This window comes from Geodermatophilus aquaeductus (genome assembly GCF_900182545.1).
GTDB lineage: Bacteria > Actinomycetota > Actinomycetes > Mycobacteriales > Geodermatophilaceae > Geodermatophilus > Geodermatophilus aquaeductus.
The window spans coordinates 910608-930295 of the sequence record NZ_FXTJ01000001.1 but is presented as its reverse complement, the minus strand read 5'-3'; the positions used below and the strand labels follow the sequence as shown (position 1 = coordinate 930295).

Below are 19688 nucleotides of genomic sequence, written 5' to 3'. Positions count from 1 at the left end.
GGTTCCTGGCAGGCGGCGACCTCGCCACGAGGCGCCGGAGTGCCCAGGCTCGACGGCGTGACCACCGACTGGAGCACCGACCCCGCCGAGGCCGCCGCGCACTTCGCCCGCCGGCTGGCCGTGGAGACCGACGTCAGCGACGTGCACGCCGCGCTGGAGTCCGGCGCCCCGGGCTTCGTGCTGCTCGACAGCCGCAGCCGCGAAGCGTGGGACCAGGGGCACGTCCCCGGCGCGGTGCACCTGCCCGGCCGGGAGGTCGCGGCCCGCGCGGAGGCCGAGCTGGACAGGTCCGTCCCGGTGGTCACCTACTGCTGGGGGCCGGGCTGCAACGGCGCCACGCGCGCCGCGCTCGCGCTGGCGCTGCTCGGCTACCGGGTGCGGGAGATGATCGGCGGCTTCGAGTACTGGGCCCGCGAGGGACTGCCGGTGGAGACCGCCGACGGCCTCACCCGGCCCGACGTCGACCCGCTCACCGCGCCGCGCACCGTCAGCTGCGGCTGCTGAGGTCGGGGACGTCGTCGTCGGCCAGGCGGGCCCACAGCAGCTCGTCGCGCTTGACGCCGTCGCCGTAGCGGTAGGAGCGGCGCAGCCGGCCCTCGAAGGTGAACCCGGCCTTCTCCGCCACCCGCCCCGACGCCGGGTTCTCCACGGCGTGCACGAGCTCGACCCGGTCGACCGGCAGCGTGGCGAAGCCCCAGCGCACAGCCGCGTCGACGGCGCGCGGCGCGACACCCCTCCCGCGCGCCGCGGGGACGGTCCAGTAGCCGACCTCCGCGTCGCCCTGGTGCCGGTCGATCGCGTGCAGGTTCACCGAGCCGAGCAGCTCGCCGGTGGCCGCGTCGGCGACGGCCCAGGCGGCGATCTGCCCGCTGCTCCAGTCGGCACGTCGGGCCACCCAGACGGCCGCGTCGCCGGGGGTGGCGACGCGGCCCGGGTTGCTCCACACGTCGGTGCTGGGGTCGGTGAGCGCGGCGAGGACGGCCGGCGCGTCGCCGGCCCGCCACGGACGCAGCAGCAGCGGGCCGGCGGGGACCTCGACGGGGGCGGGGAGGAGCTCGGTCACGCCCCGGATCGTGCCGGAGGGCTCAGCTCCCGGCGGAGCCCGGCTCGGCCATCTTCCGGTTGAGCTTGGCCGCCACGTTCCCGGGCGTGACCGCCGACAGCCGGCCCATCGCCTTGCTGGCCAGGGACCCGGCGAAGACCGACGCCTCGCCCTTCATCAGGCCCTCGAACCCCTGGCGGGCGACCAGCGCGGGGTCGTCCTTCGCATCGGTCGCGCCCATCCGGGTGTCGGTCAGGTCGGCGCGGTCGAAGAACTCGGTGTCGGTGGGGCCGGGCAGCAGCGCGGTGACGCTCACGCCCTTGTCGGAGAGCTCCTCGCGCAGCGCCAGGGACAGGTGCTGCACGAAGGACTTGCTCGCGCCGTACACGGCCTGGAAGGGCTGGGGCGCCTGCGAGGCCACCGAGGAGGTGAACAGGATCCGGCCCTCACCCTCGGCGGCCATGTCCTGCGCGACGCGCTTGGCGAGGTGCACCGTGGACCCGCAGTTCAGGGCCACGATGCCGAGTTCGGCGTCGAGGTCGGTGTCCACGAAGGCGCCGCCGACGCCGACGCCGGCGTTGATGGCCGCGGCGGCCAGCGGCCGGCCCGAGCCGCGCCAGGCGGCCACGAGCAGCTCGCGGTCCTCGTACCTCGTCAGGTCGCCGCGCACCGGGGAGACGGCGGCGCCCAGGCCGCGCAGCGTCTCGGCGGCGGCGTCGAGCTCGTCGTCCTCCGCGGCGACGACGAGGTCGTAGCCGTGCTCGGCGAACTGCTTGGCCAGCTCCAGGCCGATGCCGCTGGAGGCGCCGGTGACGAGGGCGAGGGGACGGGCGGTCGGCAGGGTCACGGGGACTCCCGGGGGTCGGTCCGGCTGCGGTCGACCCGCGTCATGCCCAACCGAACGGGGTCCGACCCATCGGCTCAGGCCGGGACGGAGACGCCCAGTCCGCCCCGGGTCTGCGCGCCGTAGCGGGCGATCTCCGCGTCGAGGTCCAGCGGGCGGATGGCCATCGCCCGCGCGCGGACCTCGTCGTCGATCAGGTCGGCCGGCAGCAGCCAGGAGACCTCGAACTCCAGCCCGTCGGGGTCCTGCGCGTAGAGGGCCTTGGTGGTGGCGTGGTCGGAGGCGCCGACCAGCGCACCGGCGGCGACCAGCGCCTCGCGGACCCGCACGAGCTCGGCGAGCGTGTCGACCTCCCACGCCAGGTGGTAGAGCCCGACGGTCGCGCGCCCGGCCTGGGAGGGACCGGCGCCGGTCCCGACGGCGAACAGGCCGAGGTCGTGGTCGTTGGTCGAGCCCTCGGCCTGGAGGAACACCGCCCGGCCGGGGATCTCGACCTTCACGCGGAAGCCGAGCACGTCGCGGTAGAAGGCGGTGCTGCGCTCGACGTCGCGGACGTAGAGGACGGCGTGGTTGAGGCGCTGGACCGGCATGGCGGGCTCCTGTTCGAGGCGTTCCGGCGCATCTCCGCGGAGATGCACGGTGCACTTCCGCGGAGGTGCCCGGGACCGAGTGTGCGCTCATGTTGATGAACGTTCAAGTATCTATCGTGGGTATCGCCCCAGGCATGGTCACGGTCACGGTCGCGGTCGACGACCGGCTGCGGCCGCTGCTGCCCGCCCGCGACCGCGCGGCCGGGCGACGCGTGCTCCTCGCGGATCCCGACGCGACCGTCGGCCACCTGGTGCAGGCCGCCGGCGTCCCACTGACCGAGGTGGGTGCGGTGCTCGTCGACGGCGTCGCGGTGGGGCGGGACGTCCAGCCGCCGCCCGGGGCGACGATCGCCGTCCACCCCGCGCCGCGGCCCCAGCCGGTACCGCCCGGCGGGTTCCTGCTCGACGTCGGCCTGGGCGCGCTCGCCCGCCGGATGCGGCTGCTCGGCCTGGACACCGCGTGGTCGCCGGAGGCCCGCGCCCCCGACGCCGACGACGCCGAGCTGGTGGCCGCGGCCGTCGCCGAGCGGCGGGTGCTGCTCACCCAGGACCGCGGCCTGCTCATGCGCCGGGCGCTGCCGGCCGGGGCATGGGTGCGGGGCTCCTCGCCCGACGCCCAGCTCGACGACGTCCTCGACCGCTTCCGCCCGCCGCTGGCCCCGCTCACCCGCTGCCCGGCGTGCAACGGCGTGCCGGTCGCCGTCGACGCCGCCGCGGTGGCCGGCGAGCTGGAGCCGGGCACCCGGCGCACCGCCACCGAGTTCTCCCGCTGCCCCGGGTGCGGGCGGGTCTACTGGCGCGGCGCGCACGCCCGCCGCATCGACGCCCTCGTCGAGCGCGCGCGGCGCCTCACCACCGGCTGACCCGGACGGCTGGCCCGCGCGGGCCACGGGTCGGCCCCGACGTGTCATCCCTCCCGGGCAGGACGACGGGTGTCCACCCAGCCTGACGGAGGAGACCCCATGCCCGAGTACGTGCTCCCGGACCTGCCCTACGACTACGCAGCCCTGGAGCCGCACATCTCCGGCCGCATCATGGAGCTGCACCACGACAAGCACCACCAGACCTACGTGACCGGGGCGAACACCGCGCTGGAGAAGCTCGCCGAGGCGCGCGAGAACGACGGGCTGGGCACGGCGAACCTGCACGAGAAGAACCTGGCGTTCAACCTGGCCGGGCACGTCAACCACTCGGTGTTCTGGCCGAACATGAGCCCCGACGGCGGCGACCGGCCCGACGGCGAGCTCGCCGCCGCGATCACCGACCAGTTCGGGTCGTTCGAGGCGTTCCAGGCGCACTTCACCGCCGTCGCCAACGGCGTGCAGGGCTCGGGCTGGTCGATCCTCGCGTGGGACTCCGTGGGCCAGAAGCTGCTGATCTGCCAGCTCTACGACCACCAGGGCAACCTCGCGGTCGGGCTGGTCCCGCTGCTGCTGCTCGACATGTGGGAGCACGCCTTCTACCTGCAGTACCAGAACGTGAAGGCCGACTACGTGAAGGCCTGGTGGAACGTCATCAACTGGGCCGACGTCTCCGAGCGCTTCACGCGGGCGCGCACCGCCACCGCCGGGCTCATCGTCCCCGCGGCCTGAGCCGGTCCCGGGGCCGCGGCACGCCCGCGGCCCCGGGACGGCACAGGGAAGCCTCACCTCGGCCCCCGCGGGCCACGTCCTGGCCCGACCGTGACACCCCCGGCGGGCAGACCAGGGACGAGACCCTCCCCCGTCCCCCGCTGCGCAGTCCTGTGAGGCCCCCGTGTACCTGTCGAAGACCGAGGCCGCCGTCCTGCCGACGACGCTGGTCGGCACCCCCAAGACCCCGCCACCGGCCCCCACCGGCCGCCGCCGGATCTGGCCCCTGCTCGGCCCGGCCTTCGTCGCCGCCGTCGCCTACGTCGACCCCGGCAACTTCGCCACCAACTTCTCCGGCGGCGCCTCCTTCGGCTACACGCTGCTGTGGGTGATCGTCGCGGCGAACCTCATGGCGATGCTCATCCAGTCGCTGACGGCCAAGCTCGGCCTCGCGACCGGCCGCGACCTCGCCACGCTGTGCCGCGAGCGGCTGCCGCGGCCGGTCACCTGGGGGCTGTGGGTGCAGGCCGAGGCGGTCGCCATCGCCACCGACCTCGCCGAGATCGTCGGCGGCGCCGTGGCGCTCAACCTGCTGTTCGGGGTGCCGCTGCCGATCGGCGGGCTCATCACCGCCGTCGTCGCGTTCGCGCTGCTGGGGGCGCAGTCGCGCGGGCACCGGCCCTTCGAGCGGGTCATCACCGGGCTGCTGCTGGTGATCGGCGCCGGGTTCGCGTACACCCTGTTCGGCGCGGGGGTCGACCTCGGCGGCGTCGCCGGGGGCATGGTCCCCTCCTTCGACGGCCCCGAGAGCCTGGTGCTGGCCACCGGCATCCTCGGCGCCACCGTCATGCCGCACGTCATCTACGTGCACTCCGCGCTCACGCCGGGCCGCTACGGCGACGTCGTCACCGCCGGGAAGACCGAGCAGGGACGGCGCCGGCTGCTGCGGGCCCAGCGCCTCGACGTCCTGCTGGCCATGGGCATGGCCGGGCTGGTCAACGCCGCCATGCTGGTCATCGCCGCACAGCTGTTCACCGGCAACGCCGACGAGGTGACCTCCCTGGAGGGCGTGCACGCCGGCCTCGGCGACCAACTGGGCACCGGCGCCGCGCTCGCCTTCGCCCTCGCGCTGCTGGCCTCGGGCTTCGCCTCCTCCTCGGTGGGCACGCACGCCGGCCAGGTGGTGATGGCCGGGTTCCTCAAGCGGCACATCCCGGTGCTCGCCCGCCGGCTGGTCACCCTCACCCCGGCGCTGGCGGTGCTCGTCCTGGGTGGCGACCCGACCACGGCGCTGGTGTGGTCGCAGGTGGTCCTCAGCTTCGGCATCCCGTTCGCGCTGGTGCCGCTGCTGTGGCTGACCAGCCGCCGCGACCTCATGGGCGGCTGGGTCAACCGGCGGGTCACCACGGTCGTCGGCGGCGTGGTGGCCGCGCTGATCATCGGCCTCAACGCCCACCTGCTGATCGGCTTCGTCTCCTGACCCACCTCAGGCGCGGCGGGCGGCCTCGTCGGCGACGGCGCGGACGTCGTCGGCGATCGCCGGCCACAGCGCCCGCGGCAGCTCGTGGCCCATCCCCGGGTGGACGACGAGGCGGGCGCCGGGGACCGCCTCCGCGGTCGCCCGGCCGCCCTCGGGCCGGATCACCACGTCACCGTCGCCGTGCACCACCAGCGTCGGCACCCGCACCGCGGCCAGGGCCGGGCGCAGGTCCGGCGCGATCCGCACGGCGGCGTTCTGCCGCTTGGCGCCCGGGCCGCTCAGTCCCGAGTCGTCGCGGGCCATGGCCACCCGCAGCATCTCCAGGTGGTCCTCGCGCCGGGCCGGGTAGCCGGACGAGCCGGTGACCTCCTGCATCGCCACCATGACGTCCGCCATCGCCTCGGGCGTCGTCGCCGGGCCCCGCTCCTTCGCGAGCCTCCGGGCCCTCCGCACCAGCGCCAGCACCGTGCGCGGGCGCATCCGGCCGATCCGCGGGGACGGCGTCGACATCACCGACGTCAGCGACAGCACCCGCTCCGGCGCGGACACGGCGAGCTGCTGGGCGATCATCCCGCCGAGCGAGGCGCCCACGACGTGCGCGGCCGGCCACCCGACGGCGTCCATCACCGCGAGCGCGTCGCCGGCCATGTCGGCCAGCGTGTAGGCGGCCGGCACCCGCGACCACGCGCGCCTGGGTACCGGCCGGTCGAGGTGCGTGGACAGCCCGACGTCGCGGTTGTCGAAGCGGACGACGCGGAAGCCGCGGGCGGTGAGCTCGGCGCAGAACCCGTCGGGCCAGCCGACCATCTGCGCGCCGAGACCCATCACCAGCAGCAGCGGCTCGCCCCCGGGGTCGCCGAGCACCTCGTAGGCGATGTCGAGGTCCCCGGAGTGTGCGGTCAGGATGGTCACGGCTGCCTCCGGGGGCGTCGACGGGGATACAGTCGTACCACGAAGGAGGTGCCGATGCCGCGCAGGGTCGACCACGACGAGCGGCGCGCGCACCTCACCGCCGCCCTGCTGCGCATCGCCAGCACCCGCGGGCTGCAGGCGGTGTCGATGCGCGAGGTGGCCGCCGAGGCCGGCGTCTCGCTGCGGGTGGTGCAGTACTACTTCACCGACAAGAGGACGCTGATGCTCTCCGGCGTCACCGAGCTCGCCGCGCGGCTCGACCGGCGAGTCCGCGAGCGGGCCGCTGCCATCGGCACCGGCCTGCCGCCGCGCACGGTGTTCGACGTCGTCCTCGGCGCGATCCTGCCCACCGACGACGACAGCCGCGCCGACCAGCTCGCCTGGACCGCCTACTACGCCGCCGGCCTCACCGACCCCGCCGAGGCGGTCGACGGCCGCTACGCGCCAAACGCGCTGGAGCGCTGGCTCACCGGGGTGCTCGCCGAGGCCGTCGAGGCCGGGGACGTGCCGGGCGACGTCGACCCGCGCATCGAGGTGGTCGGCCTGCTCGCGCTCACCAACGGCCTGGTCAGCAGCGTGCTGGGGCAGCAGCGCGACGTCGACGACGCCCTGCGCGTGGTCCGCTACCGCCTCGACCGGCTGTTCACGGGGCGGGTGCGGGGCGCCGGACCGCGGGTGACGGAGGCGGGATGACGTACTCGATCGTCGCCCGCGACCGCGACACCGGCGAGATGGGTGTCGCCACCCAGTCCCAGGCCTTCGCCGTCGGCAGCAGCGTGCCCTTCGCCCACCCGGGCCAGGGCGTCATCGCGACCCAGTCGATGGGTGAGCCGATGTACGGCGAGATCGGGCTGGACCTGCTCCGAGGCGGCCTGAGCGCGCAGGAGGTGCTCACCGCACTGCAGAGCGTGGACCCGCACCCCGAGCGGCGCCAGGTCGCCCTGCTCGGCCCGTCCGGGGACGTCGCCCTGTTCACGGGCGACGCGTGCGTGCCCGCCGCCGGGCACCTGGCCGGCGCCGACTGTGGCGCGCTGGCCAACCTGGTCACCGGCGCGCACGTGTGGGAGGCCATGGTCGCCGCCTTCGAGTCCACCCCGGGGCCGCTGGCGCAGCGGCTGCTGCGCTCGCTCCACGCGGCCGAGGACTCCGGCGGTGACCTCCGGGGGCGGCGGTCCGCCGCGGTCATGGTCGTGCGGACGCGGACGACCGGCCGCCCGTGGCACGACCGGGTCGTCGACCTGCGCGTCGACGACGACCCCGATCCCGTCACCGAGCTCGACCGGCTCGTGGCGAGGCGGCTGCGCTACCAGCGGGTGGTGACGGCCTTTCAGCTCGCCCTCGACGGGGACCCGCTCACCGCCGACCGGCAGCTGGAGGAGCTGCGCCCGCAGGACCCGGAGACCGAGCCGGACCAGGTGCTCTGGCGCGCCGTCGTCGCCGCCCTGGCCGGGCGCGAGGAGGCCGCACGCGGGATGCTCGCCGACCTCGCGGCCACCGCACCGCAGTTCCTCGAGGCGGCCCGCCGCTTCGGCCCGGCCGGCCTGCTGCCCCAGGACCTGCTCGACCGGCTCCTGCCCGACAACACCTGACCCCGCGGCACCTGACCCGCGGAAAGCAGCGTCAGACGGACCAGATCCCGGCGAAGTGGTGCACCGGGCCGTGGCCGGAGCCGATCCCGAGCGACGCCCCGCCCTCGAGCATCCGCTGCAGGTGGTCGCGTGCCTGCTCGACCACCGGCTCCCACCGCCCCGGGCCGCCGACCCCGCGGGCCACCAGCGCGGCGATCGCCGAGGACAGCGTGCAGCCGGTGCCGTGGGTGGCGGTGGTGTCCACCCGCGGCCGGCGGGTGACGACGACGCCGTCGGCGGTGGCCAGGACGTCGACGCTCTCCGGCCCGCCGAGGTGGCCGCCCTTGGCCAGCACGGCGCCGGGCCCGAGCTCGAGCAGCGCCTCGGCCTGCGCGGCCAGCTCGTCGACCGAGCCGGCCGGCGCGACGCCGAGCAGCGCGGCCGCCTCGGGCACGTTCGGGGTGACCAGCTCGGCCACGGGCAGCAGCTCGGTGCGGACGGCGGCGATCGCGTCGTCGTCGACCAGCCGGTCGCCGCTGGTGGCGACCATGACCGGGTCGACGACGAGCGGCCCGGCGGCGCGGCCGGCCAGCGCCGCGGCGACCTCTCGGACGACGTCGGCGGTCCCGAGCATCCCGGTCTTGGCCGCGTGCACGGGAACGTCGTCGAGCAGCGTGCGGATCTGCTCCCCCACGAACGCCGCGGGCACCGGGTGCACGCCGGTGACGCCGCGGGTGTTCTGCGCGGTCAGCGCGGTGAGGACGGCGGTGCCGTAGACACCGAGGGCGCTGAACGTCTTCAGGTCGGCCTGGATGCCGGCGCCGCCGCTGGGGTCGCTGCCCGCGACGGTGAGCGCGACCGGCGTCACCGCGCGCTCCGCAGGGCGCGCGCCGCGGCGGCGGGGTCCGGCGAGGCGCAGACTGCGGAGACCACGCAGATGCCGTCGACCCCGGTGACCAGCGGCGCCCGCCCGACGTCGATGCCGCCGATGGCCACCGAGCGCAGGCCCCCGGCCGCCGCCTTCGCCGCGAGCGCCGCGACGCCCTCGGGCCCGAGACCGGTGCCGGCGTCGGGCTTCGTGGGCGTGGACCACACCGGCCCGATGCCCACGACGTCGACCGTGCCCGGCGGCAGCGCGAGCGCGACGGCCAGCTCGTCGTCGGACCCGGCGGACAGGCCGAGCAGCCGGTCGGGGCCGATGAGCGCGCGCACCTCCGCCGCCGGCAGGTCGTCCTGCCCGACGTGCACGCCGTCGGCGCCGGCCAGCAGCGCGACGTCGACGGCGTCGTTGACGAACAGCGCCACCCCCGTGCCGGCCAGGACCTCCCGCACGGCGAGGGTCAGCGCGTACAGCTCGCGCCGCGACGCCGTCTTGTCCCGCACCTGCACCGCGGTCACGCCACCGGCCACCGCCGCGCGGACGACCTCGGGCACGCCGCGCGGGCCGGCCAGCGCGGTGTCGGTGACCAGGTAGAGCGCCGGGTCGAACGCGGGCCTCACGCGGTCACCTGCGCGGCGGACAGGTCGGTGACGGCGTCGAGCGCGTCGAGCCACAGCGGGGCGAACGTGCCCGGGCCCGCGGCGACGGCGGCCGCCGCCTCGGCGGCCAGCGCCACGTGCGCGTGCGCGGCGACCGCGCCGGTGAGCGGGTCACCGGTCACCGCGACGTAGGCGGCGACCAGCGCGCCGAGCGCGCAGCCGGCACCCGTGGTCCGGGTGAGCAGGACCGAGCCGCCGCCGACCCGCACGGTGCGCGTCCCGTCGGTGACGACGTCGACCTCCCCGCTCACCGCGACCACTCCCCCGGTGCGCCCGGCCAGGGCGACGGCGGCGTCGAGCGCGTCGTCCGCCTTGTTCGTCGAGTCCACCCCGCGCCCGCCCGAGCCGGCCCCGGCCAGCGCCATGACCTCGGAGGCGTTGCCGCGCACGACGGCCGGGCGGGACCCGAGCAGCCCGGCGGCCAGCTCGGTGCGGAACGCGAGCCCGCCGACGGCGACCGGGTCGAGCACCCACGGCGTGCCGGCGGCCGACGCCGACCGGGCGGCCAGCCGCATCGCCTCCGCCGTCCGCTGGTTGACGGTGCCGACGTTGACGAGCACCGCCGAGGCCACCGCGGCGAAGCCCTCGGCCTCGAGCGGCTCGTCGACCATCGCCGGGGCGGCGCCGACGGCGAGCAGCGCGTTGGCGGTGAGCGTCTGCACGACGGTGTTCGTGAGGCAGTGCACGAGCGGCGCGGCGCTCGTCAGCGCCGATCGGGCAGCGGTCAGAGCAGCGGCATCCACGCCGTGACATCCCTTCGCCAGCATGACCTGGACAGGTTCGACGGGTGTGTTCTCAGTCCGCCGGACGGCGGACACCCCGAGTCACTGGTCCGCGAAGGTACTCCAGGCGGCGGTGAAGAAGCCCAGCTCCAGCTCCATCGCCCGGCGGTACGCCCGCCGCACGGCCGGGGTGTCGACGGCGACCCGGTCCAGCAGCGCCTCGAGCGTGGCGGCCAGCTCCTCGAACGCGGGGTCGGCGTAGGTGTCCACCCACTCCCGGTACGGCCCGGTTGCACGTGGAACCAGGGCCCGACCGAGGTGGGCGTAGAGCCGCATGCACGGCGTCATCGCCGCGCACAGCTCCCCGACGTCGCCGAGCGCGGCCGTGGCCAGCAGGAACTCGGTGTAGGCGAGCGTCGCCGGCGCCGGGGCGACGGCGGTCAGGTCGATGCCCCACCGGGCGGCGTATCCGTCGTGCAGCCGCAACTCCTCCCGGACGCCGGCCAGCAGGTCGGCGAGGGCCTCCAGCGTCGCGCGGTCGCGGCTGTGCGCCACCCCGAGGGCGTAGGCGCGGGCGAAGGCCTCGAGGAAGAACGCGTCCTGGGCGACGTAGCCGGCGAACCGCCCGCGCGGCAGCGTGCCGTCGGCGACGCCGGTGACGAACGGGTGCTCCAGCGCGGCGGCGGCGAGGTCGGCGTTGTCCGCCCACAGCCGGGCCGACAGGCTCACCGCGGCATCTCCCAGAAGGCCGCCTCCGCCTCGGCGACCTCGAGGAACACCGCGGCGTCGTCGGCGCCGGCGTCGTCGACCGCGGCACCGTCGGCCGCCGCCTCCAGCCCGGCCACGTAGGCCGCGAAGGCGGGCGTCGTCCAGTGCTCGACGAACGGCCGGTACAGCTCGGCGCCGGGCCTCGCCGCGGACCACGCGTCGAGGTAGGCGCGCTCGACCGCCCACAGCGCGACGAGGGCGGTGCCGACGTCCGCGGCGTCGAGCCGGTACAGCAGGTCCCCGTAGGCGATGGTGGCCGGGAGCTGGGGCGCGTCGAGGTCCAGGCCCCGCGCGGCGGCCACCCGACCGAACCAGTCCAGCTCCCCGACCAGCGCGACGCACCCGCCGGCGAGCACCGCCTGCGCCGGACGCGGCGCGCGGGCCAGCAGCCGGGCCTGGAAGCGCAGCAGGTCACCGAGGAAGTGCGCGTCCTGCACCAGCCAGGTGTCGAACACCGCCGGGGGCAGTGAGCCGTCGCGGACGGCGTCGAGGAACGGGGATCGGGTGGCCCGGGTCCACGCGTCGGCGTGGCGGACGAGCAGCTCGGCGACCGGCACGGCGGAGCACGTTACGGCGTGCGTATGGTGGCCGCGCCATGTGCGGGAGCTCGGGGCAACCGGGCTGAGAGGGCGGCTGCGTGCGCCGCCGACCGCTGGAACCTGACCGGGTAATGCCGGCGTAGGGAGCGCTCATGAGCACGTCGGACCCTGTCCGTACCGCTGTCCGCACCCCTGATGCACCTCTCACCCTCGACCAGGCGCCGCCGCGCACGATGGGCCTGGGCGAGTCCCTCGGCCTGTGGGCCAACCTCGGCATCAGCGTGCTGCTGCCGGTGGCGGCCGTCTTCGTCGTCCTGCCCGGGCGCCCGCTGGCGGTGACCCTCGCCGCCGTCGTCGTCGGCGCGGCGATCGGGGCGGCGCTGCTCGGCGCGGTCGCCGCGGCCGGGGCCCGCGAGGGCGTGCCGGGGATGGTGCTGCTGCGCGGGCTGCTCGGCCGCCGCACCTCCTGGCTGCCCACGGCGTTCAACCTCGTCCAGTGCATCGGCTGGGCGACGTTCGAGATCGTGGTCATCGCCGAGGCCGCGTCCCGGGTGCTCGACGCGCCGCGCTGGCCCTTCGTCGTCGCCGCGGGCGCCCTGGCCACCCTCATGGCGCTGCGGCCGCTCGGCGTCGTCCGGGTGCTGGCCCGCTACGCGGTCTGGGCCGCGCTCGCGGCCGTCGTCTACCTGTACGTGCAGGTCCTGGCCGAGCCGCTGCCCCCGCTGGAGGGCGGCGGGGCGACGTCGTTCTGGACGGCGGCCGACATCGTCATCGCGCTGCCGGTCTCGTGGCTGCCGCTGGCCGCCGACTACACCCGCCACGCGCGCAGCGCCCGGGCCGCCGGCGTCGGGTCGGCGGTCGGCTACGGCGTCGCCACCGTCGTGATGTTCACCCTCGGTGTGCTGGCGCTGGCCGCCTACGGCAGTGCGGGCATCGACGTCATCGGCGCGCTGCTGGCCGTGCCGCTCGGCGCCGTGGCGGTGCTCGTGCTGGTGTCGGTGGAGCTCGACGAGGCGTTCGCCAACCTCTACTCGACGGCGGTGTCGGCGCAGAACGTCGTCGCGCGGCTGGACCGCCGGGTGCTCGCCGTCGTCGTCGGTGCGGTGGCGACGCTGCTGGCGCTGACCTTCGACGTCGCCGCCTACGAGCCGTTCCTCTTCCTCATCGGCGCGGTCTTCGTGCCGCTGGCCGGCGTGCTGCTCGTGGCCTACTGGCTCACCCCGCGCGGCGGCTGGGACACCTCCGACGCCGCGCCGGCCCGGCCGCTGTACCTGCTGCCGTGGCTCGCCGGCTTCGTCGCCTACCAGCTCACCCTGCCCACGTACTTCCCCGGGCCGGGCGCGGGCTGGACGGCGTGGTGGAGCGCGTGGCAGGCCGACCTCGGCATCGACCCGGCCAACGGCTGGTCGGCGTCGCTGGTGGGGCTGGCCGTGGCCGTCGTGCTCACGGTGCCCCTGGTGATCCGGCCGCTGGTCCTGGCCGGTCGGCGCCGGTGACCGACGTCGCGGTCGCCGGCGGCGGGCTCGTCGGCCTGGCGGTCGCCTGGCGGGCGGCGCGGCGCGGGCTGTCGGTGACCGTCGTCGACGACGCCCCCGGCGCCGGCGCCTCGGCCGCGGCGGCCGGGATGCTCGCGCCGGTCACCGAGGCCGGCTACCGCGAGGAGCCGCTGCTGCGCCTCGGCCTGGACTCCCTCGCCCGCTGGCCGGCCTTCGCCGCCGAGCTGGAGGCGGCCGCCGGGACGCCGGTCGGCCTGCGCACCGCCGGCACGCTGGTGGTCGGGTTCGACGAGGACGACGTCCGGGAGCTCGACGCGCTGCACGCCTTCCAGCGGGAGCTCGGCCTGGCCGCGCACCGGCTGACCCCACGCGAGGCCCGCCGCCGGGAGCCCGCGCTGGCCACCCGGGTGCGCGGCGGGCTGCTGGTCGAGGGCGACCACTCGGTGGACGGCCGGGCCGTGCACGCCGCGCTGCTCGCCGCGGCGGAGGCCGCCGGGGTCGTGCTGGTGCGCGACCGCGTCGCGGAGGTCGTGACCGACGGCGGCCGCGCGGGAGGGCTCCGGCTGGCGTCACGGGTGCTCCCGGCGGACCGGGTGGTGCTCGCCCTCGGCGCCCGCAGCGGGCAGCTGCCCGGCGTCCCGCCGCTGCCGGTGCGCCCGGTGAAGGGCCAGGTCCTGCGGCTGGCCGGCGCCGCCGGGCTGCTCGAGGGCACCGTGCGCGCGCTGGTCCGCGGCCGGCAGGTCTACCTGGTCCCCTACGGCGGCGACCGGCTGGTCGTGGGCGCCACCTCCGAGGACCGCGGCTTCGACGCCCGGGTCACCGCCGGCGGCGTGCACGACCTGCTGCACGACGCGATCGACGTCGTCCCGGAGGTCGGCGAGCTGGAGCTGACCGAGACGCTGGCCCGCTGGCGGCCGGGCACACCGGACAACGCGCCGCTGCTCGGTCCCTCGTCGCTGCCCGGGCTCGTGCTGGCCACCGGCCACCACCGCAACGGCGTCCTGCTCACCCCGGTGACCGCCGAGGCGACCGCGGAGCTGCTGGCCACCGGCGAGCTGCCGGAGGTGGCCGCCCCCTTCACCGCCGACCGCTTCGAGAGGAGCCCCGTGTGGAGCTGACCGTCAACGGCGCCCCGGCCGAGCTGGCCGACGACGCCACCGTCGCCGACCTGGTCGCCGCCCGCGCGGCCGGCCACGACCGCGTGGCCGTGGCCCGCAACGGCGACGTCGTCCCCCGCAGCAGCTGGACGGCGACCCGGCTGGCCCCCGGCGACGCCGTCGAGGTGCTCGCCCCGACCGCAGGAGGCTGAATGAAGGACCCCCTTGCCCCCCACCGCTCGCAAGCTCGCGGCGGGCCCCTGCACGGGGGCCAGGAGGACCGGACTGAAGGCCTCCCCCAGGACCTCGCGCCCGCCCTCGCCGCCGAGGAGGCCGGCGACCCGTTCGTCCTCGGCGGCGAGACGTTCACCTCGCGGCTGCTGCTCGGCACCGGCGGCGTGCCGAGCCTGGAGGCGCTGGAGGCCGCGGTGCGCGCCTCCGGCACCCAGCTCGTCACCGTCGCGCTGCGCCGCGTGGAGGCGTCGGCCACCAGCTCGATGATGCAGGTGCTCGACCGCGCCGGCGTGCGGCTGCTGCCCAACACCGCCGGGTGCATGACCGCCCGCGAGGCGGTGCGCACCGCCCGGCTCGGCCGCGAGGCGTTCGGCACCGACTGGGTCAAGCTCGAGGTGATCGGCGACGACCGCACGCTGCTCCCCGACGCCGTCGAGCTGCTCGACGCCGCCGAGCAGCTGGTCGCCGAGGGCTTCACCGTCCTCGCCTACACCACCGACGACCCCGTGCTGGGCCGCCGCCTGGCCGATGCCGGCTGCGCCGCGGTCATGCCGCTGGGCTCGCCGATCGGCAGCGGGCTGGGCATCCGCAACCCGCACAACGTCGCGCTGCTGCGGGAGGCCGTGGAGGTCCCCGTGGTGCTGGACGCCGGCATCGGCACCGCCTCGGACGCCGCGCTGGCCATGGAGCTCGGCTGCGACGCCGTCCTGCTCGCCTCCGCCGTCACCCGCGCCCGCGACCCCGAGCGGATGGCGCTGGCCATGCGCCAGGCCGTCGAGGGCGGGCGGCTGGCGAAGCTGGCCGGGCGGATCCCGCGCCGCTGGCACGCCGAGGCCTCGACGTCGTTCGAGGGGCTGCCCGCGCTGTGAGCGTCCCCCGTCTGCTCGTCGTCACCGACCGGACGCAGGCGGCCCGCCCGCTGCCGGAGGTGGTGGCCGGCGCCGTGGCGGCCGGCGCGCGGGCGGTGCTGCTGCGCGACAAGGACCTCCCCGCCGCCGACCGGGCGGCGCTGGCGCACGACCTGCGGGCGGTGCTCGACCCCGTGGGTGGGCTGCTCGTGTGGGGCGGGGCGGCGTCCGCGCCGGCCGGGCTGCCGGTGCACCTGTCGGCCGCCGACCCGTTCCCGCCCGTCCGCCCGCCGCTGGTGGGCCGCTCCTGCCACTCGGCCGCCGAGCTGGCGCGGGCGGCGGCGGAAGGCTGCGACTGGGTGACGCTGTCCCCGTACGGGGCGACCGCGTCCAAGCCCGGCTACGGCCCGGCGCTCGGCCCGGCGGGCCTGGCGGCGCTGGTCCGGGGCGCCCCGCCGGTGCTGGCGCTCGGCGGCGTGCGCCCCGGCGACGTGGCGGACTGCCTCGCCGCCGGGGCGTCCGGGATCGCCGTCATGGGGCCGGCGATGCGCGACCCCGCCGTCGTCGCCGGCTACTGCGCCGCGCTGGCCGCCGCCCCCGCACCCGCGCGGAGGTGGGTTGGCACGGACGGGGGCCGGGTCTAGCGTCGGGGACCCGGTGCGGGGGACCTCCCGCGGGTGCGCGGAGCGGGATGTCGACTCGGACGTCGGAACGGCTGGCCACCTCCCCGGCGCTGCCCGCCGAGATCACTCTCCGTGTCCTCGACCTGACGGACAGGGGATGGGACCTCACCCTCGCGGCCACCGACCTGACTCCGGCCGAACGGGAACGCGCCGACCGCGGGGCCCCCTCCGTCCGCCGCCGGCGGGTGCTGCTCCGCTCGGGCCTGCGCCGGGTCCTCGGCTTCCTGCTCGACGTCGCACCGCGTGACGTACCGCTGCAGACCACCGGCGGCCGCCCCGTGCTCCCCGGCTCCGGCCTGGGGCTGTCCTGCTCGGCGAGCGAGGGCGTGGCGCTCGTCGCCGTGGCGGCCGGCGCCACCGTCGGCATCGACGTCCAGCGCCACCGCGACGAGGAGGCCGCCGCCGCCGCGGACGAGGGCTGGCTGAGCCCGGCGGAGTTGGCGCGGCTCGCGGTCCTGCTCCCCGGGCCCGTGCGGCTGCGCGCCGTCACCCGGTGCTGGACGCAGAAGGAGGCGGTCCTCAAGGCGGAGGGGACCGGCCTCCGCCGCCCGCCGGCCGGGGTGGAGACACCGGTGGCCGACATCGGGAGGGTGGGACCGTGGGCGCTCGCGCCCGTCGCCGTGCCCGAGGAGTACGTCGCCAGCCTCGCCTGCGACGCGCCGCTGGTGCCCGACCGCCTCGACGTCGTCCGCCTGACCCCCGGAGGTCCTCGATGACCGTGCTCGTCCCCGCTCCGCCGCCGGTGCCCTCCGGCCGGGCGCCGCAGATCGCGGACTTCCGCGTCCGGGCCGAGTCCGTCGCCGGCCGTGCGCTGCCCACCGCGACGGCACTGCACGAGTGGTCGGTCCGCTCCCCCGACGACTTCTGGCGGACCCTGCTCGCCTGGTCGGACCTGGTCGTCGAGGGGTCGGCCGAGCCGGTCCGCACGGGGGACGACGTCGAGGGCGCACGGTTCTTCCCCGACCTGCGGCTCAACTACGCGGAGAACCTGCTGCGCACCCTGCCCGGTGCCGGCGACGACGCACCCGCGCTCACGTCGGTGCACGGGGACGGCACGGTGGACCGCCTCACGCGGGGCGAGCTGCGGAGGGCCGTCCGGCGCACCTCCCGCGCGCTGGCCGAGCTGGGCACGAGCCCCGGCGACACGGTGCTGGCGATCGCACCCAACTCGGCCGGGACCGCGGTCGCGGCGCTCGCGGTCGCCGCGCTCGGGGCCACGCTCTCGACGGCCACGCCGGACATGGGCCCCACCACCCTGGTCGGCCGCTTCGGCCAGGTGGGCGCCGGTACGGCGCTCGTGGACCGCACCGGCCTCGGGCAGGACGGCGCCGGCCCCGACGAGGTCCTCGGCACCGTGCTCGCGGGACTGCCGACGGTCCGGCGGGTGCTGCTGCTCGACGACGGCCCGCTGCCCGCGCTCGACGGGGTGTCGGTGGCCTCCCTCGCCGCCCTGGTGGCCGCCGTCCCTCCCGACGACCTCGGCCCCGCGTGGCCCCGCCAGGCCTTCGACTCCCCGCTGTTCGTCATGTTCTCCTCCGGGACCACCGGCCCGCCGAAGGCGATGGTGCACGGCGCCGGCGGCACGCTGCTCGAGCACGTCAAGGAGCACCGGCTGCACGGCGACCTCGGCCCTGGCGACACGCTCTACTTCCACACCACCACCGCCTGGATGATGTGGAACTGGCAGCTGTCGGCCCTGGCCGTCGGCGCGCACGTCGTCGTCTACGACGGCCCGGTCCGTGGTCCGGAGACCCTCTGGGAGCTGGTGGCCGGCCACGGGGTCACCGTGTTCGGCACCAGCCCGGCCTACCTGCAGCTGTGCCAGGACGCCGGCTACCGGCCGCGGGACGCCGTCGCCCTCCCGGCGCTGCGCGCGGTGCTCTCCACCGGCGCCGTCCTGCACGAGTGGCAGTTCGACTGGGTGGCCGACGCCGTCGGCCCGGTGCCCCTGCAGTCGATCTCCGGCGGCACGGACATCATCGGCTGCTTCGTCCTCGGTCATCCCGAGCTGCCGGTCCGCCGCGGGCGCGCCCAGTCGCTGAGCCTCGGCCTCGACGTCGCGGCCCTCGGCGAGGACGGCTCCCCGGTGCTCGGGGAGGTCGGCGAGCTGGTCTGCCGCAACCCGTTCCCGTCGCGCCCGGTCCACTTCCTCGACGACCCCGACGGCCGGCGGTTCCACCGGGCCTACTTCGCCGCGCACCCCGGGGCGTGGACCCACGGCGACCGGATCGAGATCGACCCGGACGGGTCCGCGCGGCTGCACGGCCGCTCCGACGGCGTCCTCAACGTCAACGGCATCCGCATCGGCCCGTCGGAGATCTACACGATCGTCCGCGCCGTGCCAGGCGTCGCCGACGCCATGGCCGTCGAGACCCGCGACCCGGACGCTCCCGGCAGCACGCGGCTCGCGCTCCTCGTCGTCCTGCGGCCGGGCGTCGGCATGGACGACGCGCTGGCGCTGCGGATCCGCTCGACGCTGCGGCGGGAGGGCTCCCCAGCGCACGTGCCCTCGCTGGTCCTGGCCGTCGACGAGGTGCCGCTCACCCACAACGGCAAGCGGTCGGAGAGCGCGGCGCGGTCGGTCCTCGACGGCGAGCCCGTCCGGAACGCCTCCGCGCTGCGGAACCCCGGGTCCCTGCAGGGGATCGCCGCCGCCCTCGCGGCCACGCAGGCGCGGGCGCGGGCCGCGGCGGACCAGCCGGCGGAGGCCCGGGGGGACGGCTACGGGGGAACGGTGCACGAGGTCGTCGCCCGGGTGTTCGCCGAGGTCCTCGGGGGGCCCGTGCCCGAGGACGCCGACTTCTTCGACGCGGGCGGCACCTCCCGGCAGTCGATGACGCTCCTGCGCCGGCTGCGGGGCGAGCTGCGCCGGCCGGTGGGTGTCGACGACCTCGTGGCCGCGCCGACCATCGGCGGGCTGGCCGCGGTCCTGGCCGTCGAGGGCCGGCGGGACGCAGCCGCCGAGGTGCTGCGCGAGGGTGCGCCCGGCGTCCCGCCGCTGGTCCTCGTCCACGGCCCGCAGGGCGACGTCGACCTGTACCGGTCGATGGTCGCGGCCCTGGACACCGACGCCCCGGTCCACGGGCTGACCGCCCACCTGGGCACCGCGGACGGCGTCGGCGAGGCCTCGATCGCCGAGCTGGCCCGCCGGCACGCCGAGCGACTGGAGGAGCTGCAGCCCACCGGCCCGGTGCGGCTGGCCGGCTACTCCTTCGGCGGGCTGGTCGCCCTCGAGATGGCCCGCCTGCTCAGCGCGCGCGGGCGCGAGGTCCGCTTCGTCGGCCTGCTGGACCTGCTCCCGCCGACCGGTCAGCTGTCCCGCAACGCCCAGCGGCTGTACCACCTGGCCGCGCTCGCGGCCCGCCTCGTGCCGGGCATGGCCGGGGACACGGTGGCGGACTTCCTCCGCGCCGGCCCACTCCGGCGGCTGCTGCCGGCTCCCGGACCGTCGACCCCGGACGAGGAGGTGCTGCGCCGCAGCGAGGAGGCGTTCAACCGGCACGTGTGGGGGCCCTACGCCGGGCCGGTGAGCTACTTCCGGGCCCGCCGGCGGATCCCGGTGATCATGAACCAGCTGTACGCGTTACGGCGCGTCGTGCCGGACCTGACGGTCGTCGACGTCCCCGGGGCGCACCACGACCTGCTCGCCGCCGAGCACGCCGCCGAGCTGGCGGCGCGCGTGTCCGAGGCCCTGCGTCTGTCCGAGGCCCTGCGCGTGTCGGAGGCCCGGGCGGTGCCGGCCCGCTGACCGCCCC

22 protein-coding genes and 2 riboswitches are annotated in these 19688 nt (G+C 76.7%); of the genes, 13 read left to right on the top strand and 9 right to left on the bottom strand.

The features are described from left to right. Window positions 1-57 precede the first annotated feature (57 nt). A complete protein-coding gene (locus FN207_RS04545; RefSeq protein ID WP_142457082.1) occupies window positions 58-504 on the top strand; it encodes a rhodanese-like domain-containing protein in 447 nt (148 codons plus the stop codon). Here FN207_RS04545 and FN207_RS04540 read toward each other — a convergent pair. The 3 genes from FN207_RS04540 to FN207_RS04530 form a co-directional block, all read right to left on the bottom strand. Then, window positions 488-1063 carry a GNAT family N-acetyltransferase gene (locus FN207_RS04540; RefSeq protein WP_221888021.1) on the bottom strand — a complete coding sequence of 192 codons (576 nt, stop codon included), beginning with the start codon at window positions 1061-1063 and terminating at the stop codon, window positions 488-490. The genes FN207_RS04545 and FN207_RS04540 overlap by 17 nt on opposite strands. Before the next feature lie 22 nt (window positions 1064-1085). After that, on the bottom strand, window positions 1086-1889 hold the full coding sequence (locus FN207_RS04535) for an SDR family NAD(P)-dependent oxidoreductase (protein ID WP_142457081.1): 804 nt from the start codon (window positions 1887-1889) through the stop codon (window positions 1086-1088). Between the two features lie 74 nt (window positions 1890-1963). Beyond that, the gene (locus FN207_RS04530; protein WP_142457080.1) at window positions 1964-2476 is read right to left on the bottom strand and encodes a VOC family protein; all 513 of its coding nucleotides are present in this window, start codon (window positions 2474-2476) and stop codon (window positions 1964-1966) included. Between the two features lie 134 nt (window positions 2477-2610). On the opposite strand from FN207_RS04530, the gene FN207_RS04525 reads away from it, so the two are divergent. The 3 genes from FN207_RS04525 to FN207_RS04515 all read left to right on the top strand — a co-directional run bounded on the left by FN207_RS04525 (window position 2611) and on the right by FN207_RS04515 (window position 5527). Then, on the top strand, window positions 2611-3339 hold the full coding sequence (locus FN207_RS04525) for a Mut7-C RNAse domain-containing protein (RefSeq protein WP_142457079.1): 729 nt from the start codon (window positions 2611-2613) through the stop codon (window positions 3337-3339). A 99-nt stretch (window positions 3340-3438) separates the two neighbouring features. Then, window positions 3439-4068: a superoxide dismutase gene (locus tag FN207_RS04520; protein ID WP_142457078.1), complete on the top strand. Its 630-nt coding sequence runs from the start codon at window positions 3439-3441 to the stop codon at window positions 4066-4068. A gap of 163 nt (window positions 4069-4231) precedes the next feature. Continuing rightward, window positions 4232-5527, top strand: coding sequence for an Nramp family divalent metal transporter (locus tag FN207_RS04515; protein ID WP_142457077.1), 1296 nt, complete (start codon window positions 4232-4234; stop codon window positions 5525-5527). 6 nt (window positions 5528-5533) lie between these two features. Here the strand turns inward: FN207_RS04515 and FN207_RS04510 are convergent, their stop codons facing one another. Further along, complete coding sequence (locus FN207_RS04510) at window positions 5534-6439, bottom strand: alpha/beta fold hydrolase (RefSeq protein WP_221888020.1); 906 nt, start codon at window positions 6437-6439, stop codon at window positions 5534-5536. Between the two features lie 54 nt (window positions 6440-6493). Between FN207_RS04510 and FN207_RS04505 the strand changes: the two genes are divergently transcribed. Beyond that, window positions 6494-7132, top strand: a complete 639-nt coding sequence (locus FN207_RS04505; RefSeq protein WP_142457076.1) for a TetR/AcrR family transcriptional regulator — start codon at window positions 6494-6496, stop codon at window positions 7130-7132. After that, window positions 7129-8028, top strand: coding sequence for a DUF1028 domain-containing protein (locus tag FN207_RS04500; protein WP_142457075.1), 900 nt, complete (start codon window positions 7129-7131; stop codon window positions 8026-8028). The genes FN207_RS04505 and FN207_RS04500 overlap by 4 nt, the downstream gene beginning before the upstream one ends. A 31-nt stretch (window positions 8029-8059) precedes the next feature. Here FN207_RS04500 and thiD read toward each other — a convergent pair whose 3' ends face one another. From thiD to FN207_RS04475, 5 genes are all read right to left on the bottom strand, one after another. After that, on the bottom strand, window positions 8060-8875 hold the full coding sequence (gene thiD / locus FN207_RS04495; protein WP_142457074.1) for a bifunctional hydroxymethylpyrimidine kinase/phosphomethylpyrimidine kinase: 816 nt from the start codon (window positions 8873-8875) through the stop codon (window positions 8060-8062). After that, window positions 8872-9507, bottom strand: a complete 636-nt coding sequence (thiE, locus tag FN207_RS04490) for a thiamine phosphate synthase (protein ID WP_142457073.1) — start codon at window positions 9505-9507, stop codon at window positions 8872-8874. The genes thiD and thiE overlap by 4 nt, the downstream gene beginning before the upstream one ends. Next, window positions 9504-10289, bottom strand: a complete 786-nt coding sequence (gene thiM / locus FN207_RS04485) for a hydroxyethylthiazole kinase (RefSeq protein WP_142457072.1) — start codon at window positions 10287-10289, stop codon at window positions 9504-9506. Before thiM ends, thiE begins: the two co-directional genes overlap by 4 nt. Then, window positions 10282-10378, bottom strand: a riboswitch (TPP riboswitch). It overlaps the preceding gene by 8 nt. Further along, window positions 10371-10997, bottom strand: a complete 627-nt coding sequence (locus tag FN207_RS04480; RefSeq protein WP_142457071.1) for a TenA family protein — start codon at window positions 10995-10997, stop codon at window positions 10371-10373. It overlaps the preceding riboswitch by 8 nt. Beyond that, the gene (locus FN207_RS04475) at window positions 10994-11593 is read right to left on the bottom strand and encodes a TenA family protein (protein WP_142457070.1); all 600 of its coding nucleotides are present in this window, start codon (window positions 11591-11593) and stop codon (window positions 10994-10996) included. Before FN207_RS04475 ends, FN207_RS04480 begins: the two co-directional genes overlap by 4 nt. A gap of 32 nt (window positions 11594-11625) precedes the next feature. Continuing rightward, a riboswitch (TPP riboswitch) is annotated at window positions 11626-11738 on the top strand. On the opposite strand from FN207_RS04475, the gene FN207_RS04470 reads away from it, so the two are divergent. From FN207_RS04470 to FN207_RS04440, 7 genes are all read left to right on the top strand, one after another. Beyond that, entirely contained in the window at window positions 11728-13071 is a 1344-nt protein-coding gene (locus tag FN207_RS04470) for a purine-cytosine permease family protein (protein WP_142457069.1), read from the top strand. (Overlaps the previous riboswitch by 11 nt.) Continuing rightward, entirely contained in the window at window positions 13068-14189 is a 1122-nt protein-coding gene (gene thiO, locus FN207_RS04465) for a glycine oxidase ThiO (RefSeq protein WP_142457068.1), read from the top strand. The genes FN207_RS04470 and thiO overlap by 4 nt, the downstream gene beginning before the upstream one ends. Continuing rightward, window positions 14180-14380, top strand: a complete 201-nt coding sequence (gene thiS, locus FN207_RS04460; protein ID WP_110909265.1) for a sulfur carrier protein ThiS — start codon at window positions 14180-14182, stop codon at window positions 14378-14380. The genes thiO and thiS overlap by 10 nt, the downstream gene beginning before the upstream one ends. Then, the gene (locus tag FN207_RS04455) at window positions 14381-15271 is read left to right on the top strand and encodes a thiazole synthase (RefSeq protein WP_185938151.1); all 891 of its coding nucleotides are present in this window, start codon (window positions 14381-14383) and stop codon (window positions 15269-15271) included. Next, on the top strand, window positions 15268-15894 hold the full coding sequence (locus FN207_RS04450) for a thiamine phosphate synthase (RefSeq protein WP_142457067.1): 627 nt from the start codon (window positions 15268-15270) through the stop codon (window positions 15892-15894). The genes FN207_RS04455 and FN207_RS04450 overlap by 4 nt, the downstream gene beginning before the upstream one ends. Before the next feature lie 47 nt (window positions 15895-15941). Continuing rightward, complete coding sequence (locus FN207_RS04445) at window positions 15942-16649, top strand: 4'-phosphopantetheinyl transferase family protein (protein WP_142457066.1); 708 nt, start codon at window positions 15942-15944, stop codon at window positions 16647-16649. Beyond that, entirely contained in the window at window positions 16646-19681 is a 3036-nt protein-coding gene (locus tag FN207_RS04440) for an acetoacetate--CoA ligase (protein ID WP_142457065.1), read from the top strand. The genes FN207_RS04445 and FN207_RS04440 overlap by 4 nt, the downstream gene beginning before the upstream one ends. Window positions 19682-19688 lie beyond the last annotated feature (7 nt).

Coding starts and splice junctions, on each gene's coding strand:
- FN207_RS04530 (WP_142457080.1), bottom strand. CDS start 2,476: ATGCCGGTCCAGCGCCTCAACCACGCCGTCCTCTACGTCCGCGACGTC.
- FN207_RS04445 (WP_142457066.1), top strand. CDS start 15,942: ATGTCGACTCGGACGTCGGAACGGCTGGCCACCTCCCCGGCGCTGCCC.
- FN207_RS04440 (WP_142457065.1), top strand. CDS start 16,646: ATGACCGTGCTCGTCCCCGCTCCGCCGCCGGTGCCCTCCGGCCGGGCG.
- FN207_RS04505 (WP_142457076.1), top strand. CDS start 6,494: ATGCCGCGCAGGGTCGACCACGACGAGCGGCGCGCGCACCTCACCGCC.
- FN207_RS04525 (WP_142457079.1), top strand. CDS start 2,611: ATGGTCACGGTCACGGTCGCGGTCGACGACCGGCTGCGGCCGCTGCTG.
- FN207_RS04520 (WP_142457078.1), top strand. CDS start 3,439: ATGCCCGAGTACGTGCTCCCGGACCTGCCCTACGACTACGCAGCCCTG.
- FN207_RS04455 (WP_185938151.1), top strand. CDS start 14,381: ATGAAGGACCCCCTTGCCCCCCACCGCTCGCAAGCTCGCGGCGGGCCC.
- FN207_RS04470 (WP_142457069.1), top strand. CDS start 11,728: ATGAGCACGTCGGACCCTGTCCGTACCGCTGTCCGCACCCCTGATGCA.
- FN207_RS04500 (WP_142457075.1), top strand. CDS start 7,129: ATGACGTACTCGATCGTCGCCCGCGACCGCGACACCGGCGAGATGGGT.